Genomic DNA, 18,871 nt, shown 5'->3' on the forward strand with positions numbered 1-18,871 from the left:
TCCCGGCGTCTCGCGGATGCGGGAGATCGCGGTATCGGCCGGGAATAACCTTCGCCCCACGGTGTTTTTTAACTTACATTCACGTGCATAGATAATGAGTGTCGAGGGCACTCGGAGACGGAAGAAGGATCGTGAGCGACAACATCACCCGGTCGGGCATCCAGTTCGGCATCTTCTCGGTCAGCGACATCACGCAGGACCCGACGACGGGAAAGACCCCGAGCGAGGCGGAGAAGATCCGCGACGCCGTCACGATCGCGCGTCACGCGGAAGCCGTCGGACTCGATGTCTTTGCGCTCGGCGAGCACCACAATCCGCCGTTCTGGTCGTCGAGCCCCACGACGACGCTGGCATACATCGCGGCGCAGACCGAGCGGCTCGTCCTGTCCACGGCCACGACCCTCATCACGACGAACGACCCCGTGAAGATCGCCGAAGACTACGCGATGCTGCAGCACCTCTCGGGCGGGCGCATGGACCTCATGCTCGGGCGTGGCAACACCGGCCCCGTCTACCCGTGGTTCGGCAAGGACATCCGACAGGGCCTTCCACTCGCGATCGAGAGCTACAACCTGCTGCACCGGCTGTGGCACGAAGACGTCGTCGATTGGGAAGGTAAGTTCCGCACGCCGTTGCAGGGGTTCACGGCGACCCCGCGGCCGCTGGACGGCATCGCGCCGTTCGTCTGGCACGGCTCGATCCGCACGCCCGAGATCGCCGAGCAGGCGGCCTATTACGGCGACGGCTTCTTCGCGAACAACATCTTCTGGCCCGCTGAGCACTACCAGCGCCTCATCGCGCTCTATCGCCAGCGCTACGCGCACTACGGCCACGGCACGCCCGAGCAGGCGATCGTGGGTCTGGGCGGTCAGGTGTTCATGGCGAAGAACTCCCAGGATGCCGTGCGCGCATTCCGCCCCTACTTCGACAACGCGCCCGTGTATGGACACGGCCCGAGCCTCGAAGACTTCAGCGAGATGACCCCGCTCACCGTCGGCTCGCCTCAGCAGGTCATCGACCGGTACGCCGGCATGCGCGACCTGTACGGCGACTTCCAGCGGCAGCTGTTCCTCATGGACCACGCGGGCCTGCCTCTCAAGACGGTGCTCGAGCAGCTCGACCTGCTCGGCGGAGAAGTCGTGCCGGTGCTGCGTCGCGAGCTGCAGAAGGACCGCCCGGCCGATGTTCCGGACGCACCCACCCACGCGGCGCGCGTCCGCGCGGCGTACGGCGACGAACCGGCGCGCGAGGCGCGGCCCGCCGCGAACCGCGGGGACAACCTGACAGCCGGGTCGCCGTACCAGGACGTCGCGGCACAGGTCGGTTCGGCATTCGGTGCGGCCGCGACTCGACAGGGGACCTGACATGACCAGCAGCACACCCCGACGCGTGGCCGTCGTTTCGGCAGGACTGTCCAATCCCTCATCGACGCGAATGCTCGCCGACCGGCTCGTCGCTGCTACGGCGACGGCGCTGCGTGACGAGCAGCAGATCGAGGCGACGTTCGACACGTTCGAGCTTCGCGATCATGCGCACGACGTCACGAACAACCTGCTCACCGGGTTCGCGCCGGCCGCGCTCGAATCGATGATCAACACCGTCGTCTCGGCCGACGCGCTCATCGTCGTGACGCCGATCTTCTCGACGAGCTACTCGGGCCTGTTCAAGTCGTTCATCGACGTGCTCGACCCCGATGCTCTGACCGGCAAGCCCGTGCTCATCGGGGCGAACGCGGGCACGGCCCGGCATTCGCTCGCGATCGACTACGCGATCCGGCCCCTGTTCACCTATCTGCACGCCGAACCTGTCTCGACGGGCGTGTTCGCCGCCTCGAGCGACTGGGGTGCAGGCGCAGACGATGTCGCGCCGCTGGCCGCCCGCATCGAGCGCGGTGCCCGCGAGCTCGCCGAAGCGATCGCACGGAAGGCCCCCGCCACATCGAACGACCCGTTCGACCCGGCGAATTACCTCGGAGAAGGCCGCTCGTTCGGGCACCTGCTGGGCGGTCTCGCGGGGGAGTGACCTCGCCTGCGGCAGAGCGAGGCCCCCGCGGAACTCCGCCGCGGGGGCCTCGCGCCGTCGGCTCTACGTTGCGAGCCGGTGGAGGTGAGTGCTCAGCCGCTCTTGCGCCGGAACTCGCGCTTGGTCTTGGCGGAGTGCGTGCCGTGGACCGCGGAGTCGCCGTCGAGATGCGCTTCGCCTTCGCGGTGATGCGCATTCTTCTTCTCGAGCGCGTCCTTGAACTTGCGCTTCATCTCCTCGGAGGGCGTGGTCGCGTCATCGGTGCTCATGCTCCCAGCTTCCCATGGCCCGCATCCCGACGCCACAATGCGCCCGCTCCCAGCCTTCGCAGGCACGTGTCCATGCGGCACTGATAGGCTCAGCAAGGTTGCCTATGCGGCATCCGCTCAATTCAACATGAGCTCATGGAGCAGGCCGGCAGCAAGCTGGTCCCCTGTGGTGGCTTCCTCGTCGCGTCTCGTGCCGGGTGATCTTCTACTGGTGGCCAGTGCAGGCGGTCCCGCGGATTCCCGCGCGCGCCGATAATCTGCCTGTTCCTGCTCCTTCGCGAAGCTCGCGTGTCATACGGACACGCGAGCCTAAACAAAGAAGGAGTGACCTCTTGGAAGGTCCTGAAATCACCGCTTCCGAAGCCGTCCTCGACAACGGACGCTTCGGCACCCGCACGATCCGATTCGAGGCCGGTCGCCTCGCACAGCAGGCACAGGGCGCGGTTGCCGCGTACCTCGATGAGGAGACGATGCTCCTCTCGGCCACGAGCGCCGGAAAGCACCCGCGCGAGGGCTTCGATTTCTTCCCGCTGACCGTCGACGTCGAAGAACGCTCGTACGCCGCCGGAAAGATCCCCGGCTCGTTCTTCCGCCGCGAAGGACGCCCGTCCACCGAGGCGATCCTCGTCTGCCGTCTGATCGACCGGCCGCTGCGCCCGTCGTTCGTCGATGGTCTTCGCAACGAGGTCCAGATCGTCATCACGGTGCTCTCGATCGCACCGGGCGAGTACTACGACGCCCTCGCGATCAACGCCGCGTCGATGTCGACACAGATCTCGGGTCTGCCGTTCTCGGGCCCCATCGCCGGTGTGCGCCTCGCGCTCATCCCGGGTCAGGGCGAGCACGCCGACCAGTGGGTCGCATTCCCCAACGCCGCTCAGGTCGAGCAGGCCGTCTTCGACCTCATGGTCGCGGGCCGTGTCCGCCCCGATGGCGAGGTCGCGATCATGATGGTCGAGGCCGAAGCGACCGAGAACAGCTGGAACCTCATCCAGGGCGGCGCCACCAAGCCGAGCGAAGAGGTTGTTGCCCAGGGCCTCGAGGCAGCGAAGCCGTTCATCACCGAGCTCGTCGCGGCGCAGAACGCGCTCGCCAGCTCGACGGCCAAGGAGATCCAGCCTTACCCCGTCTTCCCGCCGTACAGCTCCGAGGTCTACGACTTCGTCGAGAGCCGTGCGCACGACGAGCTGGCCGGCATCTACCAGATCGCCGATAAGACCGAGCGCACCTCGGCTGACGACGCGCTCAAGGACCGCGTCAAGGCCGAGCTGATCGCGGCGACCGAAGCCGGCGAGCTTCCCGCAGGGGCTCCGCTGGAGTTCTCGGCGGCGTACAAGTCCGTCACGAAGAAGATCGTGCGCGGCCGCATCCTCACCGAGGGTGCCCGCATCGATGGTCGCGGTCTCGCGGACATCCGCGCGCTCGACGCCGAGGTGCAGGTCATCCCTCGCGTTCACGGCTCGGCGATCTTCCAGCGCGGCGAGACGCAGATCCTCGGCGTCACGACGCTCAACATGCTCAAGATGGAGCAGCAGATCGACTCGCTGTCGCCCACGACGAGCAAGCGTTACATGCACCACTACAACTTCCCGCCCTACTCGACCGGTGAGACCGGCCGGGTCGGCAGCCCCAAGCGTCGCGAGATCGGGCACGGCTTCCTCGCCGAGCGCGCCCTCATGCCGGTGCTGCCGTCGCGCGAGGAGTTCCCCTACGCGATCCGTCAGGTCTCCGAGGCGCTGAGCTCGAACGGCTCCACCTCGATGGGTGCTGTCTGCGCCTCGACCCTGTCGCTGCTCAACGCGGGTGTTCCGCTGCGCGCTGCCGTCGCCGGTATCGCCATGGGCCTCGTCTCGGATGAGGTCGACGGTCAGACGCGCTATGCGGCCCTGACCGACATCCTCGGCGCCGAAGATGCCCTCGGCGACATGGACTTCAAGGTCGCCGGCACGAGCGAGTTCGTCACGGCGATCCAGCTCGACACGAAGCTGGACGGTATCCCCTCGTCGGTGCTCTCGGCGGCGCTCACGCAGGCCAAGGAAGCGCGTCTGACGATCCTCGGTGTGCTCAACGCGGCGATCGACGGACCCGACGAGATGGCTCCGACGGCTCCGCGCGTCATCAGCGTGCAGATCCCCGTCGACAAGATCGGTGAGCTCATCGGGCCCAAGGGCAAGACGATCAACGCGATCCAGGACGAGACCGGCGCGCAGATCTCGATCGAGGAGGACGGCACCGTCTACATCGGTGCGACCGACGGTCCCGCCGCCGAGGCCGCCCGTGCGCAGATCAACGCGATCGCGAACCCGACGAACCCCGAGATCGGCGAGCAGTTCCTCGGAACCGTCGTCAAGATCGCGACGTTCGGCGCGTTCATCTCGCTGCTCCCGGGCAAGGACGGACTGCTGCACGTCAGCGAGGTCCGCAAGCTCGCCGGCGGCAAGCGGGTCGAGAACGTCGATGACGTGCTCTCGGTCGGCCAGAAGGTGCTCGTGCGCATCACCAAGATCGATGACCGCGGCAAGCTCTCCCTCGAGCCTGTCGTCGAAGAGTCGGTCGAGGAGATCGTCGTCGTCGAGGCACCCGTCGAGGTGCCCGCCGAGGACTGAGTTCTTCCGCTGTTCGACCGGATGCCCGCTCCCCACATCGGGGGCGGGCATCCGTCGTCCCAGGGCGGGCGTCGAGACGACGGCACGAACGTTATGAAATGTTTACCGACCGCCTGCCCGTCTTGGCGGTCGTGTCCGTGGTCTGGCTTACCCTCTAAGTACGCGCCGGGGGGTGCAGCGGGGCGAACGCCACGCCGGTTCCTCGACGGTACAGCGGGTGCGGGGGTAGAAGATGAGTACGTTCAGCAGCGGCGCGGACGTCTCGTCGCCGAGCGCCAGCGCCAGCACTGAGACCACGGCCTCGGGATCACCGTTCGTGCATCCCTCCGCTCCGATTCCCGTGCAAGGCCCGCCCGTCGGGCGCGGCGTGCGGGTACCGCTCGGCGAGTCGGGGATCGATGTCTTCCCGCTGATCCTCGGCGGCGCCGAGTTCGGTTGGAACGTCGATCTCGAGTCGAGCCACGAGATCCTCGACGCGTACATCGATCGGGGCGGCAACGTCGTGCACACCGCCGACACGTTCTCGGCGGGGCGCAGCGAGCACATCATCGGCCAGTGGACCCACTCGCGGGGTCTGCGCGACGACATCGTTCTCGCCGTGCGCGTCGGCGGACATCCCGACAACCCGGGTCTGGGCGCCGTGAGTCTCGTGCGCTCGGTCGAAGCCTCGCTCACGCGGCTGCGGACGGATCGCATCGACGTGCTCTACCTCGACTCCACGACCGATTCGACCGCGGCGCTCGACGACACGCTCGCGACGGCGGAGTGGCTGATCGGCACGGGCAAGGTCCGCGCGATCGGCGCCGTCGGCTACACGGCCGCGCAGCTCGTCGAAGCGCGTATCTTCGCCTCCGCCGGGTTCCCCCGCGTCACGGTGCTCGACGTGCCGTTCAACATCGTGCGCCGGCATGAGTTCGATCACGACCTACGGCTCGTCGCCGGCGCGCAGAACATCGCCGTGACTCCGTCGCACGCGCTCGAGCACGGTTTTCTCGCGGGGCGGCAGCGCACGCGCAGCCGCGGCGATCTGTCGGTGCGCGGCGCGCAGATCGCGGCGAACCTGAACAGGCGAGGCAACCGCACCCTGCGCGCGCTCGACGTCGTCGGCGCCGAGCTGGGTGTGCCCGACGCGGCCGTCGCCGTCGCGTGGCTGCTCGCGCAGAAGCTCGTCACGGCGCCGATCGTCAATGCCTACGCGCCCCACCATGTCGAAGAGCTCGTGCACGGTGTGGGTGTGCACCTGACCCGCGCGCAGCTGGCGTACATCGCCCGGGCGTCCGAGTAGCGCACGAACGGCCGAGGCCGGCAAACGGGTGACGTAGGGTGGAAAGAGCGCCCTGCAGGGGCCCCAAACCCTCAACGGAGTGATCAGGTGACGCACTACATCTATCTTGTGCGGCATGGCGAGCACCAGGACGCGGAGCACGGCCTCACCGACGGGCCGCTGTCGCCGCGCGGTCGCCGTCAGGCGGCTCTGCTCGCGGACCGTCTATCGGGCGTCCCGTTCGACGCCGTGTGGCATTCCCCGCTGATGCGGGCGGCCGAGACGGCGAGCGTCGTCGCCGAACGCATGCCGGCGCTCTCGCCTGCGCCGTCGGCACTGCTGTTCGACTGTGTCCCGACGGGTATGACCGAAGACACACCCGCGGGGTACGAGCCGTTCTTCGGTGCCGTCACCGAGGCTGAGATCGAGGCAGGGCGCGCGCAGATGGGCGACGCCGTTGCAGAGTTCCTCGTGCGCAAGAGCGGCGAGGTGCACGAGTTGCTCATCACCCACAACTTCGTCATCGCCTGGTTCGTGCGCGAAGTGCTGCAGGCGCCCGAATGGCGCTGGATGACGCTGAATCAGGCCAACTGCGGCGTCACTGTGCTCGCACAGAAGCAGGGCCGCCCGTGGACGATGCTCTCGCACAACGACCTCGAGCACCTGCCCTTCGAACTTCGCACGGGCCTGCCCGAGACCCCGCCGATCTAGTCTGCGGGCTCGAGTACGCGGCCGTACCAGCGGGTCGCGTTGGGGTTGTCGTTGTAGGGCTCGATCGCGGTGAAGCCGGTGCTCGCGTAGAGCGCAGCGGCCGCCGTGAGGGAGTGGTGCGTGTCGAGCACGAGCTCGCGCGCTCCGAGGTCGCGGGCCCGCCGCTCCAGGTCGTCCATGAGAAGCCGTCCCCAGCCTCGGCCGCGCGTCTGGGGGCGCAGGTAAAGGTGCTTGACCTCGTACCGCCGACCGTGTGGACCGTCGGGAATGCGTCGGATGCCGCCGCACCCGACCGGTGCGCCGTCGTCGTCTTCGACGATGACGAAGACGCCGGCGGGCGGGACGAAGACTGCCGGATCAGGGAACGTCGTCGCATAGACGACGTCCTGCTCGGCGAACCCGCTCGTGCGGGCCACGAAATACTCCGCGAGAAGCTCGTGCGCAGCGGGGGAGTCGACGGGTTCGGGGCGCAGGCGGACCATGGCGCTCAGCCTAGACCGTGCTGCCCGAAGCCTAGGATGGGACGCATGACGACGCGTGTGGCCATTGTGGGAGGAACCGGCAAGCTCGGTGCCATCATTCGCGAGGTGGTCGACTCCGAAGACGAGTTCGAGGTCACCGCCGTGCTGTCGTCGACGTCGTCGCTCGACGAGATCGACAATGCCGACCTCGTGATCGATGCCTCGATCCCGGCCGTCTCGATCGAGGTGGTGCGCGCGGCGATCGACCGGGGCCTCAACGTCCTCGTGGGCACGTCGGGCTGGTCGGCAGAGCGCATCGCGCTCGTGCGGCCCCTCGTCGACGCCGCCGGAACGGGCGCGGTCTTCATTCCGAACTTCTCCATCGGCTCCGTGCTGGGTTCGGCGCTCGCCGCCGCCGCGGCGCCGTTCTTCCCGTCCGCCGAAATCGTCGAGGCGCACCGCGACACCAAGATCGATTCGCCGAGCGGCACGGCTGTGCGCACGGCCGAACTCATCGCCGCAGCGCGCTCCGAGGTCGGCCCCGTCGAAGCGCCCCACGTCGATCAACGGGCCCGCGGCCAGCAGGTGGCCAGCATCCCGGTGCACTCGCTGCGACGCCCCGGCGTGATCGCCCGGCAAGAGACCATCCTGTCGGGACCGGGTGAGACGCTCACGATCACGCACGACACGATCGACTCCGCCCAGGCCTATGCCCCCGGCATCCGGATCGCTCTGGCCGCCGCCCGCGACGTGACCGGAGTGGTCGTGGGTCTGGACTCGTTCCTGAACCTTCAGGTCGGCGGATGAGCGTGCGCCTGGGCGTCGCCGTCATGGCGGTGCTCCTCGCGCTGTACATCGTCATCGCGGGATACCGCGGAGTGCAGCTGATGTTCAGCGGCAACCCCCTCGGGATCGCGATGGGCGTCGCCCTCGTCGTCGTCCCACTCGTGGCGATGTGGGCACTGGGCCGCGAACTGTGGTTCGGCGTCCGTGCGCAACAGCTCGGTTCCCGCCTCGAGCAGGAAGACGCATTACCCACCGAGCAGGTCGCCGTGCGCCCGAGCGGGCGCGTGCTGCGCGATGAAGCGGATGCACTCTTCCCGGCCTACCGGGCCGACGTCGAGGCGCACCCCGAAGACTGGCGGGCGTGGTACCGCCTCGGGCTCGCCTACGACGCCTCGGGCGATCGCCGGCGCGCGCGCGAAGCTGTGCGCAGCGCGATCCGGCTCGAACGCCGAGCCTGATCAGCTCGCGGCCGGCACCGCCGCCGCGACGGCCTCTTCGACGGTCGTATGCCCGAAACGGAATCCGCTGCGCAGCAATGCCTCGGGGACGACGTTCATGTCGGAGGTGAGGAGCGCCTCGGTGGCATCCGCACCGAGGACGAGTTTGAGGGCAGGCACGGGCGCGCGCAGCAGATAGGGACGGTTCATCCGCATCGCCAGGGAGAAGCCGAGATCGTTCGCGGTCGCCCGGGTTGGACCGGAGAGGTTGACGGGCCCCGTCAAGCCCGTGTCGATGATGTGCCGGATCGCGCGGACCTCGTCATCGAGAGAGATCCACGGCCACGCCTGTGTGCCACGCCCCATGGGCCCGCTGATCCCGAGCTTCGTCAGCACCAGCAGGGGGGCGAGCACGCCGCGGGCGTGGACGATCGGCGCCGTCCGCAGCGTCGTGACGGGCGCGTGCGCGCCCGCGGCGTGTGCCGCGGCCTCCCATTCCCCGCACAGATCGGCCAGGAAGGACTCGCCGCGCGGGGCATCCTCGGTGAGGGCGACCCCGGGGGCGGAGCCGTACCAACCGACAGCCGACGCTGAGACGAACGCGGGGGCGTCGGTGCCCAGCTCGCGTATGGCTCTGGCCAGCGCGCGAGTCGGCGTGATGCGCGACCACAGCAGCGTGCTCTTGTACCGGTTCGTCCACGGAAAGCGGCCGATGCTCGCTCCGTTGAGCCCGACGACGGCCGCAGCGCCCTCGAGCACTGCGGGGTCGAGGGGTGCGGCCTCTGTGAGCCATTCGACCTCGTCGGCGGCGGTGGGCGGGCGACGCACGAGACGCGTGACCTCTACGCCGTCATCGCGCAGACTCTCGACGAGTGCCGCGCCGATGAGCCCGGACGAACCCGCGACGACGACGCGCCCCGGCTTCGTCGGGGAATCAGGCAAGCGTCGCCTCAAGGGTGATCTCGATGCCCGCGAGAGCCTGCGACACGGGGCAGCCGGTCTTCGCCTCCTGGGCGAGGCGCTCGAAGTCCTCGGCCGAGAGCCCGGGGACGACGGCGTTGACGTTGAGGTGGCTTCCCGTGATGCCCGTGCCCGGCTTGAACGTGACGGATGCCGTCGTGGAGACCGAGTCGGGAGGGGTGCCGTTGCCGGCCAGTGCGTGCGAGAGCGCCATGCTGAAGCACGACGCGTGAGCGGCGGCGATGAGCTCTTCCGGCGTCGTGACCGACGATGATCCCTCGCTGCGGGCCTTCCAATCGAGGTCGAAGGTGCCCAGACCCGACGAGACGAAGGTGACCTGGCCCGATCCGTCGGTCAGGCCGCCCTTCCATTCGGTGGTCGCTTCGCTCGTGACGGTCATCAGAACCTCCGTAATCGGGGCCTCCGCGCTCCGGACGCCGCATCGCCAGCCTAACCATCCGTGTGCGGCCGCGCGACGGCGTTCGGTAGACCCATGTGCTGCCGCGGCGCAGGTATCGTGGCAGCCGTGACAACGGCGATCCCCACTGCTTACGAAGACCTGCTCCGCGACGTGCTCGAGAACGGCACGCACAAGGACGACCGCACGGGAACGGGCACGACGAGCGTCTTCGGGCGTCAGCTGCGCTACGACCTTTCGCAGGGGTTCCCCCTCATCACGACGAAGCGCGTGCATTTCAAGTCGATCGCTTATGAGCTGCTGTGGTTCTTGCGCGGCGAGTCGAATGTCGGATGGCTGCAGCGCAACGGCGTCACCATCTGGGACGAGTGGGCCGATGCCGCGGGTGAACTCGGGCCGGTGTACGGCGTGCAGTGGCGGTCCTGGCCCACACCGGACGGCGGGCAGATCGACCAGATCTCCGAGGTCATCGACCAGATCCGCACGAACCCCGACTCGCGTCGCCTCATCGTCTCGGCGTGGAACCCCGCCGACATCCCCGACATGGCCCTGGCGCCGTGCCACGCCCTCTTCCAGTTCTACGTCGCCGACGGGCGGCTGTCGTGCCAGCTGTATCAGCGCAGCGCCGACATGTTCCTCGGGGTGCCGTTCAACATCGCCTCGTACGCCCTGCTGACGATCATGATCGCGCAGCAGACGGGCCTCGAGCCGGGCGATTTCGTCTGGACGGGCGGTGACTGCCACATCTACGACAACCACGTCGCGCAGGTGCGCGAGCAGCTCAGCCGTGAGCCGTACCCGCTTCCGAGGCTGCGCCTCACGCGCACGCCCGCGTCGATCTTCGACTACACGTATGAAGACTTCGCCGTCGAGGACTACCAGCACCACCCGGCCATCCGTGCCGCGGTGGCGGTATGACCGCGCGCATCGGACTCGTCTGGGCCGAGGCGGCCGAACGGGTGATCGGCGCCGACGGCGGCATGCCGTGGCACGTGCCCGAGGATCTCGCCCACTTCAAGGCGGTCACGATGGGGGCGCCCGTCATCATGGGCCGGCGCACATGGGAATCCTTCCCCGACCGGTTCCGGCCGCTGCCGGGGCGCCGGAACATCGTCGTCACCCGCAACGGCCGATGGCACGCCGACGGCGCCGAGCGTGCGGCATCCCTCGATGAGGCGCTCGCGCTCGCCGGGTCTGAACGGGTGTGGGTCATCGGAGGAGGAGCGCTCTTTCACGAAGCGATGCCGCGGGCGGATCTGCTCGAGGTCACCGAACTCGATCTCGAAGTCGACGGTGACACGTGCGCGCCCGACCGTGAAGGGTGGCGGATCGCCGAGGTCGAGCCGGTCGAAGGCTGGCACACGTCGCGCACTGGCATCCGCTATCGCTTCCTCACACTGCACCCCGGCTCTTAGGCTGTCGGCATGACGACTGCCCTCATCACCGGTGCGAGCTCGGGGCTCGGCGCCGAATACGCCCGTCAGCTGGCTGCGCGCGGGGCTGACCTCGTGCTCGTGGCCCGCGACCGCGAGGCACTCGAGTTCCTCGCCGCCGAGCAGCGCCGCGTCAACCGCGTCGCCGTCGAGGTGATCGTCGCCGATCTGCTGAAGCCGCGCCAGCGGGAGAAGGTCGAGGCGAGGCTGCTCGATGCGACACGACCGGTCAAGCTGCTCGTCAACAACGCGGGATTCGGGCTGCCGCTGGCGTTCGAGCGCAACGACATCGAAGACGAAGTCCGGCACCTGCGGCTGCACACCGAGGTGACGATGCGGCTGACGCACGCCGCGCTCAAGCCGATGCTCGCGCGCGGCAACGGGCGCATCATCAACATCGCGTCGGTCGCGGCGTTCATCCCGCGCTCGACGTACGGCGCCGCGAAGGCGTGGGTCGTGAGCTTCAGCCGCTGGGCGAACGCCGCGTACGCGCCGCGCGGCGTGACCGTGACGGCGGTCTGCCCGGGCTTCACGCACACCAATTTCCACGAGCGCGCGGGCCTGCCGCCCGGGCGGGAGGGCGTGCCGGAGTGGATGTGGCTCGACGCCCCGCGGGTCGTCTCGGAGTCGCTGCGCGACGCGGCACGAGGCAAGGCCGTGTCGGTGCCGTCCCTGAGGTACAAGCTCTTGGCCGGACTGGCGAGGTTCGTCCCCGCCGATCTCGCCGCGAGAGCCGGCAGCGCGGGACGCTGAGGCCGCGACGCGTCGCCGCGCGGCGCGCGCTCCCGCTAGCCTGAATACATGACGCAATCCGCCAACCCGTTCGGTCAGGTGCTCGTCGCGCTCGTCACTCCCATGACGGCCGACGGTGAAGTCGATTGGCCTGCCGTTGAGAAGCACATGGACGACGTCATCACCGCCGGCGCAGACGGCATCGTCGTCACCGGCACGACCGGCGAGACCAGCACTCTCACGGATGCCGAGAAGATCCGCCTCGTCGAGGTCGGCAAAGACGTCTCGGCGGGACGAGCCAAGGTCATCACGGGCGGCGGCTCGAACGAGACCGCGCACGCGATCGAGCTGTACAAGGCGAGCGAGCGCGCCGGAGCCGACGGCATCATGATCGTCACGCCGTACTACAACAAGCCGACGCAGGCGGGTATCCTGACGCACTTCCGCCTCGTCGCGGACGCGACCGACCTGCCGGTCATCCTCTACGACATCCCCGGCCGCACGGGTGTGCCGATCAAGTACGAGACGATCCTGCGCCTCGCGAAGCACCCCAACATCATCGCGATCAAAGACGCCAAGGGTGACTTCAGCGAGGTGAGTCGTGTGCTCAACCAGACCGACCTGATGTACTTCTCGGGCGACGACGCCAACGTGCTGCCGCACCTCGCGATCGGCGCGACCGGCCTCATCGGCGTGACGGCCAACGTCGCAGCCGCGCCGTATCGTGTGATCGTCGACGCGGTCAACGCGGGTGACCTGCACAAGGCGACGGCGGCGCACAAGCAGCTCGAGCCGCTCGTGCGTGCGGTCATGACGCACGTGCCGGGCACCGTCTCGGCGAAGTACATCCTGCACGGACTCGGCCGCATCTCGAGTCCGCGTGTCCGGCTCCCGCTCGTGGGGCCCGAGGAGTGGGAGGCGGCCAAGATCGAAGACGAGCTCGCACTCGTGTCCGATGTGCCCGGCATCGACTTCTCCAACTTCCGACCCGACCGCAACGCCGCCGCCGGCGGCGCACTGCCCAAGGTGTCCGGAACGACCAGATGATTCAACCGCGTCGGCGGTGACAGACATTCCCGGATGCCGCGGCATCCGGCTCGTCGGCCTGAAGAGGTCGTCGACAACCGAGGAGGTACACATGCCCAACAGTCCGTTCGACCCGCCCGCTCTCGAGAAGGGCACCCTGCGGATCACCCCGATCGGCGGCCTCGGCGAAGTGGGTCGCAACATGACGGTCTTCGAGTACGAGGGCAAGCTCCTCATCGTCGACTGCGGAGTGCTGTTTCCCGAAGAGCACCAGCCGGGCGTCGACCTGATCCTGCCCGACTTCGAGCCGATCAAGGATCGACTCGACGACGTCGTGGGGATCGTGCTCACGCACGGCCACGAGGACCACATCGGCGCCGTCCCGTACCTGCTGCGACTCAAGCGCGACATTCCCGTGATCGGGTCGGGGCTCACGCTCGCCCTCACTGAGGCAAAGCTCAAAGAGCACCGGATCAAGCCGTTCACCCTCACGGTGAAAGAGGGCGACCGCGAGCAGCTCGGGCCGTTCGACCTCGAGTTCATCGCCGTGAACCACTCGATCCCCGATGCGCTCGCCGTCGCGATCCGCACTCCCGCGGGCATGGCGCTGGCCACCGGTGACTTCAAGATGGACCAGCTGCCGCTCGACGGCCGGCTGACAGACCTGCGGGCGTTCTCGCGGCTCGGCGAAGAAGGCATCGACCTCTTCCTCGTCGACTCGACGAACGCCGACGTGCCGGGCTTCACTCCGCTCGAGCGTGAGATCGGCCCCGTTCTGGACCAGGTCATCGGCCGAGCCCCGCGACGCGTCGTCGTCGCGAGCTTCTCGAGCCACATCCACCGCGTGCAGCAGGTTCTGGATGCCGCCGCGGCGCACGGTCGCCGCGTGGCGCTTCTGGGCCGCAGCATGGTGCGCAACATGACGATCGCCGAGGACCTCGGCTACCTCAAGGTGCCCGAGGGTGTGCTGATCGACTACAAGAAGGCGCGCAACCTGCCCGACAACGAGATCGTCTACATGTCGACGGGCTCACAGGGCGAGCCGATGGCCGTGCTCAGCCGCATGGCGAACCTCGACCATGAGATCGAGCCGGGCGAGGGAGACACCGTCATCCTCGCGTCGAGCCTCATCCCCGGCAACGAGAACGCGATCTACCGCGTCATCGACGGACTGACCAAGCTCGGCGCCAACGTCGTGCACAAGGGCAACGCCAAGGTGCACGTGTCCGGTCACGCCGCTGCCGGTGAGCTGCTGTACTGCTACAACATCCTCCAGCCCCGCAACGTCCTGCCCGTGCACGGCGAGTACCGCCACCTGATGGCCAACGCCCGCCTGGCGCAAGAGACGGGTATCGCCCCCGAGCGCACGATCATCGCCGAGAACGGCACCGTGATGGATCTGCGCGACGGCGACGTCAAGGTCGTCGGCCAGCTCGACCTCGGGTTCGTCTACGTCGACGGCTCGAGCGTCGGCGAGATCACCGACGCCGATCTCAAGGACCGCCGCATCCTGGGCGAAGAGGGCTTCATCTCGGTCATCGTCGTCGTCGATGCCTCGACGGGCAAGGTGATCTCGGGACCCGACATCCACGCGCGCGGCTTCGCCGAGGACGACGCCGTGTTCGACAGTGTCAAGCCCAAGATCGCAGCGGCGCTCGCCGAGGCCGCGCAGTCGGGCGTCCGCGACCAGCACGCGCTCGCGCAGATCGTGCGCCGCACGATCGGGCGCTGGGTGAACCAGTCGCTGCGCCGGCGCCCCATGATCGTTCCTCTCGTCATCGAGGCGTGAGGATGCCGCGCGGTCGGTGCACCGGCACCTGATCCGCCGGCTCCCGACCGCCCCGAAGGGTCGCGTCGCTCCCGGAATTGTCCGGGGCGGCGCGTACCGTGGGGGAATGGCCAGGAGCTCAAGCCCGACCAAGAATGGTCGCGCGCCCGCACGCGGGTCGTCGTCGCGCGCACGCAAACCCGAGCCGGCGCCCAAGAAGTACGTCGGCGACGACGAACGACCGTCCGGATTCGTTCGCGCCTGGCTCGCAGTCGCGCATGCGACGGGCGGGCTGTTCCGCGCATTCGGCCCCGAGACGCTCGAGAAAGACCAGCGGCGCGACGGCTTCCCGTTCCTGCTGGTGCTGCTGGCCATCGCCGGTGCCGTCAACGAGTGGTTCTTCATCGGCAACGATGTCGCCGCCACGATCAGCGCGTACACCGTGGGCGGACTGCTCGGCCGCGAGGCGTTCGTGCTGCCCGTTCTGCTGCTCGTGCTCGCCGGCTGGCTCTTCCGTCATCCATCGTCCGTCCACGACAACGGCCGCATCGGCATCGGCTTCGGGCTGCTCGTGTGGACCGTGGCCGGCTTCTGTCACGTGGCGGGCAATCGTCCGCAGCCGAATTCGGGACTGCCCGCCCTCAGTGAGGCGGGTGGCCTGTTCGGCTGGATGATCGGCGAGCCTCTCGCACTGCTGCTGACCGGCATCGGGGCGTACATCGTGCTGTCGCTGCTGGCCGCGCTCAGCATCCTGATCATCACGAAGACTCCGCCGAACCGGATCGGTCACCGCCTCGGCGAGCTCTACGCCTGGATGTTCGGCACCGAACCGCGTGCCCCCAAGTCGGCCGTCGAGTTCAGCGAGACTCCCGAGAGCGACGACGAAGACACGTCGCTGCCGTGGTGGCGTCGCAACAAGACGGGCCGCGAGAAAGACCCCGAAGACGGTCTCGGGTCGCAGGACCTCACTGAACTCCTTCCGGTCGGATCGCCTCAGGGCGGGTTCGAGCAGGCCATCGCGCCGCCCACCCCGCCGCCGCCGGTCCCGACGACCGGTGCCCTCACCGAGGTCATCGACCCGGCCGTGCTGTCTGCAGCCAAGGCCGCCAAGCGGTCGGGCACGGGCCTGCGCGACAACGAGACCCATGACCAGGTCGATGACGGCCTGCTGCCGGGCCTCGACGGTGTCGGCACCGACGGTCCGCAGTCTTCGGCCGATTATCGGCTTCCCTCGGTCGACGCACTCGCCGCCGGCACGCCGCACAAGGCGCGTTCCGAGGCCAACGACACGGTCGTCCGCGCCATCACGGACGTCTTCGAGCAGTTCTCCGTCGACGCGCGGGTGACGGGCTTCTCACGCGGCCCGACGGTGACGCAGTACGAGATCGAGGTCGGCCCCGGCGTCAAGGTCGAGCGCATCACGGCGCTCACGAACAACATCGCCTATGCCGTCGCATCGAACGAGGTCCGCATTCTCGCGCCGATTCCCGGCAAGAGCGCGATCGGCGTCGAGATCCCCAACGCCGACCGCGAGATCGTGACGCTGGGCGACGTGCTGCGTTCGCAGAACGCCAAGCGCTCGACGCACCCCATGACGATCGGCGTCGGAAAGGACGTCGGGGGCGGCTACGTCGTGGCCAACCTCGCCAAGATGCCTCACCTGCTCGTCGCGGGATCGACCGGATCGGGCAAGTCGAGCTTCGTGAACTCGATGATCACGAGCCTGCTCATGTGCGCCAAGCCGACCGATGTGCGGATGGTCCTGATCGACCCGAAGCGGGTCGAGCTGACGTCGTACGCGGGCGTGCCGCACCTCATCACCCCCATCATCACGAACCCCAAGAAGGCCGCCGAGGCGCTGCAGTGGGTCGTGAAAGAGATGGACATGCGCTACGACGACCTCGCGTCGTTCGGCTTCCGGCACATCGACGACTTCAACAGGGCCGTCGTCGCCGACGAGATCCAGCTTCCCGTCGGCAGTGAGCGCGTGCTCAAGCCCTACCCCTACCTGCTCGTCGTCGTCGACGAGCTCGCCGACCTCATGATGGTCGCCCCGCGCGATGTCGAAGACTCGATCGTGCGCATCACGCAGCTCGCTCGCGCGAGCGGCATCCATCTCGTGCTCGCGACGCAGCGCCCTTCCGTCGACGTCGTCACGGGGCTCATCAAGGCCAACGTGCCCTCGCGCCTCGCCTTCGCCGTCACGAGCGTCACCGACTCCCGCGTCATCCTCGATCAGCCCGGTGCCGACCGGCTCATCGGGCAGGGCGACGGGCTGTTCCTGCCGATGGGCACCTCCAAGGCGCTGCGCGTGCAGGGCGCCTGGGTCAGCGAAGCCGAGATCGAGAAGGTCGTCAAACACGTCACGAACCAGGCCCGGCCCGAGTATCGCTCCGATGTCGCCGCCGTCGTCGAGAAGAAAGAGGTCGACGCCGACATCGGTGATGATCTCGAACTGCTGTTGGCGGCGGCCGAGCTCATCGTCTCGACGCAGTTCGGGTCGACATCGATGCTGCAGCGCAAGCTGCGCGTCGGCTTCGCGAAGGCCGGGCGCCTCATGGACCTGCTCGAGTCGCGCGAGATCGTCGGCCCGTCCGAGGGCTCCAAGGCCCGCGACGTGCTCGTGACGAACGAGCAGCTGCCGGGCGTGCTGGCGAAGCTCCGCGGTGAGGATGTGCCCGAGCAGGCGGCATCCGACCCCTACGGGCCCGACGCCGCCGAGGCTCAGTTCGACGGGTACGAGGTCGTCGAGAACGACGAGGGCTCCGAAGACGCGTGGGGACTCACGGGACGCGACTGACCGTGCACCGCGGCCGGTAGGCTCAGCGCATGGCGATCCCGAGGCAACTGCCCAATGCGATCACGATCGTTCGGATCCTGTGCGCTCCGGTCTTCCTGTGGATGCTGCTGGCCGATGGTGGAGCAGACGGCGCTCTGCGCTGGTGGGCGGCGGCGCTGTTCATCGTTGCGATCGCGACCGACGGCATCGACGGGTACCTCGCGCGCAAGCACGACATCGTCTCGGATCTCGGCAAGCTGCTCGATCCCATCGCCGACAAGGTCCTCACGGGGCTGGCATTCGTCGGGCTGTCGATCCTGGGCGAGCTGCCGTGGTGGGTCACGATCGTCGTGCTCGCGCGCGAGATCGGCATCACGGTGTACCGCTTCGCCGTCGTGAGTGATCACGTGCTCGCCGCGGCGTGGATGGGCAAGCTCAAGACCGTCGCGCAGGCGGTCGCGCTGTCGCTCGCACTGCTGCCCCTGTGGACGCTCGTGGGGGAGTGGATCTTCTGGGTCAACGGCATCACGATGGCGATCGCCGTCGTGCTCACGATCGCGAGCGGGATCGACTACATCGCGTCCGAAGCGCGCGGCGCGCGCGCCCGACGACGATGACGGATGCCCCTGCAGCCGAGCTCCTACGGCGTCTGGCCGCGCATGGGTGGACCATCGCGGTGGCTGAATCCCTGACCGGCGGCCTCGTCGCCTCGGCGCTCGTCGACGTGCCCGGCGCCTCGGCGGCGATGCGCGGCGGCGTCGTCGCGTATGCCACCGACATCAAGCGCGATGTGCTGGGGGTCGACGGCGCGCTCCTGGCGGAACAGGGCGCCGTGCACGCCGAGGTCGCCCGGCAGATGGCCGGGGGAGTGCGACGGCTCCTCGAAGCCGATGTCGGCATCGCGACGACGGGCGTCGCCGGACCCGCGCCGCAGGACGGACGGCCCGTCGGCACCGTGTGCATCGCGGTCATCACACCGGAGGGCGCTGCGTCGCTTGAGACGCACGTAACCGGGGACCGTGCGGCGATCCGCAGCGCTGCCGTCGCTGCGGCGCTGGCAGCCTGTCTGCAGCACCTGTGACGGCGTCCGGATCGGCTCCGTCATGTTCGGCGATTCCCACCCATTCCACAGCACCCGGGATTAGATTGGGATCTGCCGATGTTGTACCGTTATCCATCCGGAGATCGAGCGACAAACG

At 68.4% G+C, this 18,871-nt stretch carries 19 protein-coding genes; 15 read left to right on the plus strand and 4 right to left on the minus strand.

The window, feature by feature from the left end:
- Nucleotides 1-158: 158 nt before the first annotated feature.
- Nucleotides 159-1,364 carry an LLM class flavin-dependent oxidoreductase gene (locus AC25YV_RS02405; protein WP_488122303.1) on the plus strand — a complete coding sequence of 402 codons (1,206 nt, stop codon included), beginning with the start codon at nt 159-161 and terminating at the stop codon, nt 1,362-1,364.
- 1 nt (nt 1,365) lies between these two features.
- Nucleotides 1,366-2,022 carry a CE1759 family FMN reductase gene (locus AC25YV_RS02410; RefSeq protein ID WP_488122221.1) on the plus strand — a complete coding sequence of 219 codons (657 nt, stop codon included), beginning with the start codon at nt 1,366-1,368 and terminating at the stop codon, nt 2,020-2,022.
- A 92-nt stretch (nt 2,023-2,114) separates the two neighbouring features.
- Here the strand turns inward: AC25YV_RS02410 and AC25YV_RS02415 are convergent, their stop codons facing one another.
- On the minus strand, nt 2,115-2,291 hold the full coding sequence (locus AC25YV_RS02415) for a DUF5302 domain-containing protein (protein ID WP_488122222.1): 177 nt from the start codon (nt 2,289-2,291) through the stop codon (nt 2,115-2,117).
- Between the two features lie 332 nt (nt 2,292-2,623).
- On the opposite strand from AC25YV_RS02415, the gene AC25YV_RS02420 reads away from it, so the two are divergent.
- From AC25YV_RS02420 to AC25YV_RS02430, 3 genes are all read left to right on the plus strand, one after another.
- The gene (locus AC25YV_RS02420) at nt 2,624-4,897 is read left to right on the plus strand and encodes a polyribonucleotide nucleotidyltransferase (protein WP_488122223.1); all 2,274 of its coding nucleotides are present in this window, start codon (nt 2,624-2,626) and stop codon (nt 4,895-4,897) included.
- A 232-nt stretch (nt 4,898-5,129) separates the two neighbouring features.
- Nucleotides 5,130-6,182, plus strand: coding sequence for an aldo/keto reductase (locus tag AC25YV_RS02425; RefSeq protein ID WP_488122224.1), 1,053 nt, complete (start codon nt 5,130-5,132; stop codon nt 6,180-6,182).
- 87 nt (nt 6,183-6,269) lie between these two features.
- Complete coding sequence (locus tag AC25YV_RS02430) at nt 6,270-6,872, plus strand: histidine phosphatase family protein (protein ID WP_488122225.1); 603 nt, start codon at nt 6,270-6,272, stop codon at nt 6,870-6,872.
- Here AC25YV_RS02430 and AC25YV_RS02435 read toward each other — a convergent pair.
- Nucleotides 6,869-7,354, minus strand: coding sequence for a GNAT family N-acetyltransferase (locus AC25YV_RS02435; RefSeq protein ID WP_488122226.1), 486 nt, complete (start codon nt 7,352-7,354; stop codon nt 6,869-6,871). The two genes, AC25YV_RS02430 and AC25YV_RS02435, sit on opposite strands and share 4 nt — an antisense overlap.
- 45 nt (nt 7,355-7,399) lie before the next feature.
- Here AC25YV_RS02435 and dapB point away from each other — a divergent pair, with 45 nt between their 5' ends.
- A complete protein-coding gene (dapB, locus tag AC25YV_RS02440) occupies nt 7,400-8,140 on the plus strand; it encodes a 4-hydroxy-tetrahydrodipicolinate reductase (RefSeq protein ID WP_488122227.1) in 741 nt (246 codons plus the stop codon).
- Nucleotides 8,137-8,577 (plus strand): hypothetical protein, encoded by a 441-nt coding sequence (locus AC25YV_RS02445; protein ID WP_488122228.1) that lies wholly within the window; start codon nt 8,137-8,139, stop codon nt 8,575-8,577. Before dapB ends, AC25YV_RS02445 begins: the two co-directional genes overlap by 4 nt.
- Here the strand turns inward: AC25YV_RS02445 and AC25YV_RS02450 are convergent, their stop codons facing one another.
- On the minus strand, nt 8,578-9,498 hold the full coding sequence (locus AC25YV_RS02450; RefSeq protein WP_488122229.1) for a TIGR01777 family oxidoreductase: 921 nt from the start codon (nt 9,496-9,498) through the stop codon (nt 8,578-8,580). It lies immediately after the preceding gene.
- On the minus strand, nt 9,491-9,916 hold the full coding sequence (locus AC25YV_RS02455) for an OsmC family peroxiredoxin (protein ID WP_488122230.1): 426 nt from the start codon (nt 9,914-9,916) through the stop codon (nt 9,491-9,493). Before AC25YV_RS02455 ends, AC25YV_RS02450 begins: the two co-directional genes overlap by 8 nt.
- A gap of 93 nt (nt 9,917-10,009) precedes the next feature.
- On the opposite strand from AC25YV_RS02455, the gene AC25YV_RS02460 reads away from it, so the two are divergent.
- The 8 genes from AC25YV_RS02460 to AC25YV_RS02495 all read left to right on the plus strand — a co-directional run bounded on the left by AC25YV_RS02460 (nt 10,010) and on the right by AC25YV_RS02495 (nt 18,753).
- Nucleotides 10,010-10,852, plus strand: coding sequence for a thymidylate synthase (locus tag AC25YV_RS02460; protein WP_488122231.1), 843 nt, complete (start codon nt 10,010-10,012; stop codon nt 10,850-10,852).
- Complete coding sequence (locus AC25YV_RS02465; protein ID WP_488122232.1) at nt 10,849-11,349, plus strand: dihydrofolate reductase; 501 nt, start codon at nt 10,849-10,851, stop codon at nt 11,347-11,349. The genes AC25YV_RS02460 and AC25YV_RS02465 overlap by 4 nt, the downstream gene beginning before the upstream one ends.
- A 9-nt stretch (nt 11,350-11,358) precedes the next feature.
- On the plus strand, nt 11,359-12,120 hold the full coding sequence (locus AC25YV_RS02470) for an SDR family NAD(P)-dependent oxidoreductase (RefSeq protein ID WP_488122233.1): 762 nt from the start codon (nt 11,359-11,361) through the stop codon (nt 12,118-12,120).
- 48 nt (nt 12,121-12,168) lie between these two features.
- Nucleotides 12,169-13,146 carry a 4-hydroxy-tetrahydrodipicolinate synthase gene (gene dapA, locus AC25YV_RS02475; protein WP_488122234.1) on the plus strand — a complete coding sequence of 326 codons (978 nt, stop codon included), beginning with the start codon at nt 12,169-12,171 and terminating at the stop codon, nt 13,144-13,146.
- Nucleotides 13,147-13,237: 91 nt separating this feature from the next.
- Complete coding sequence (locus tag AC25YV_RS02480) at nt 13,238-14,914, plus strand: ribonuclease J (protein WP_488122235.1); 1,677 nt, start codon at nt 13,238-13,240, stop codon at nt 14,912-14,914.
- Nucleotides 14,915-15,020: 106 nt separating this feature from the next.
- On the plus strand, nt 15,021-17,693 hold the full coding sequence (locus AC25YV_RS02485) for a DNA translocase FtsK (RefSeq protein WP_488122236.1): 2,673 nt from the start codon (nt 15,021-15,023) through the stop codon (nt 17,691-17,693).
- A 29-nt stretch (nt 17,694-17,722) separates the two neighbouring features.
- Complete coding sequence (gene pgsA, locus AC25YV_RS02490; RefSeq protein ID WP_488122237.1) at nt 17,723-18,289, plus strand: CDP-diacylglycerol--glycerol-3-phosphate 3-phosphatidyltransferase; 567 nt, start codon at nt 17,723-17,725, stop codon at nt 18,287-18,289.
- Nucleotides 18,286-18,753 carry a CinA family protein gene (locus tag AC25YV_RS02495; RefSeq protein WP_488122238.1) on the plus strand — a complete coding sequence of 156 codons (468 nt, stop codon included), beginning with the start codon at nt 18,286-18,288 and terminating at the stop codon, nt 18,751-18,753. The genes pgsA and AC25YV_RS02495 overlap by 4 nt, the downstream gene beginning before the upstream one ends.
- Nucleotides 18,754-18,871 lie beyond the last annotated feature (118 nt).

The organism is Microbacterium sp. Y832 (assembly GCF_057669765.1).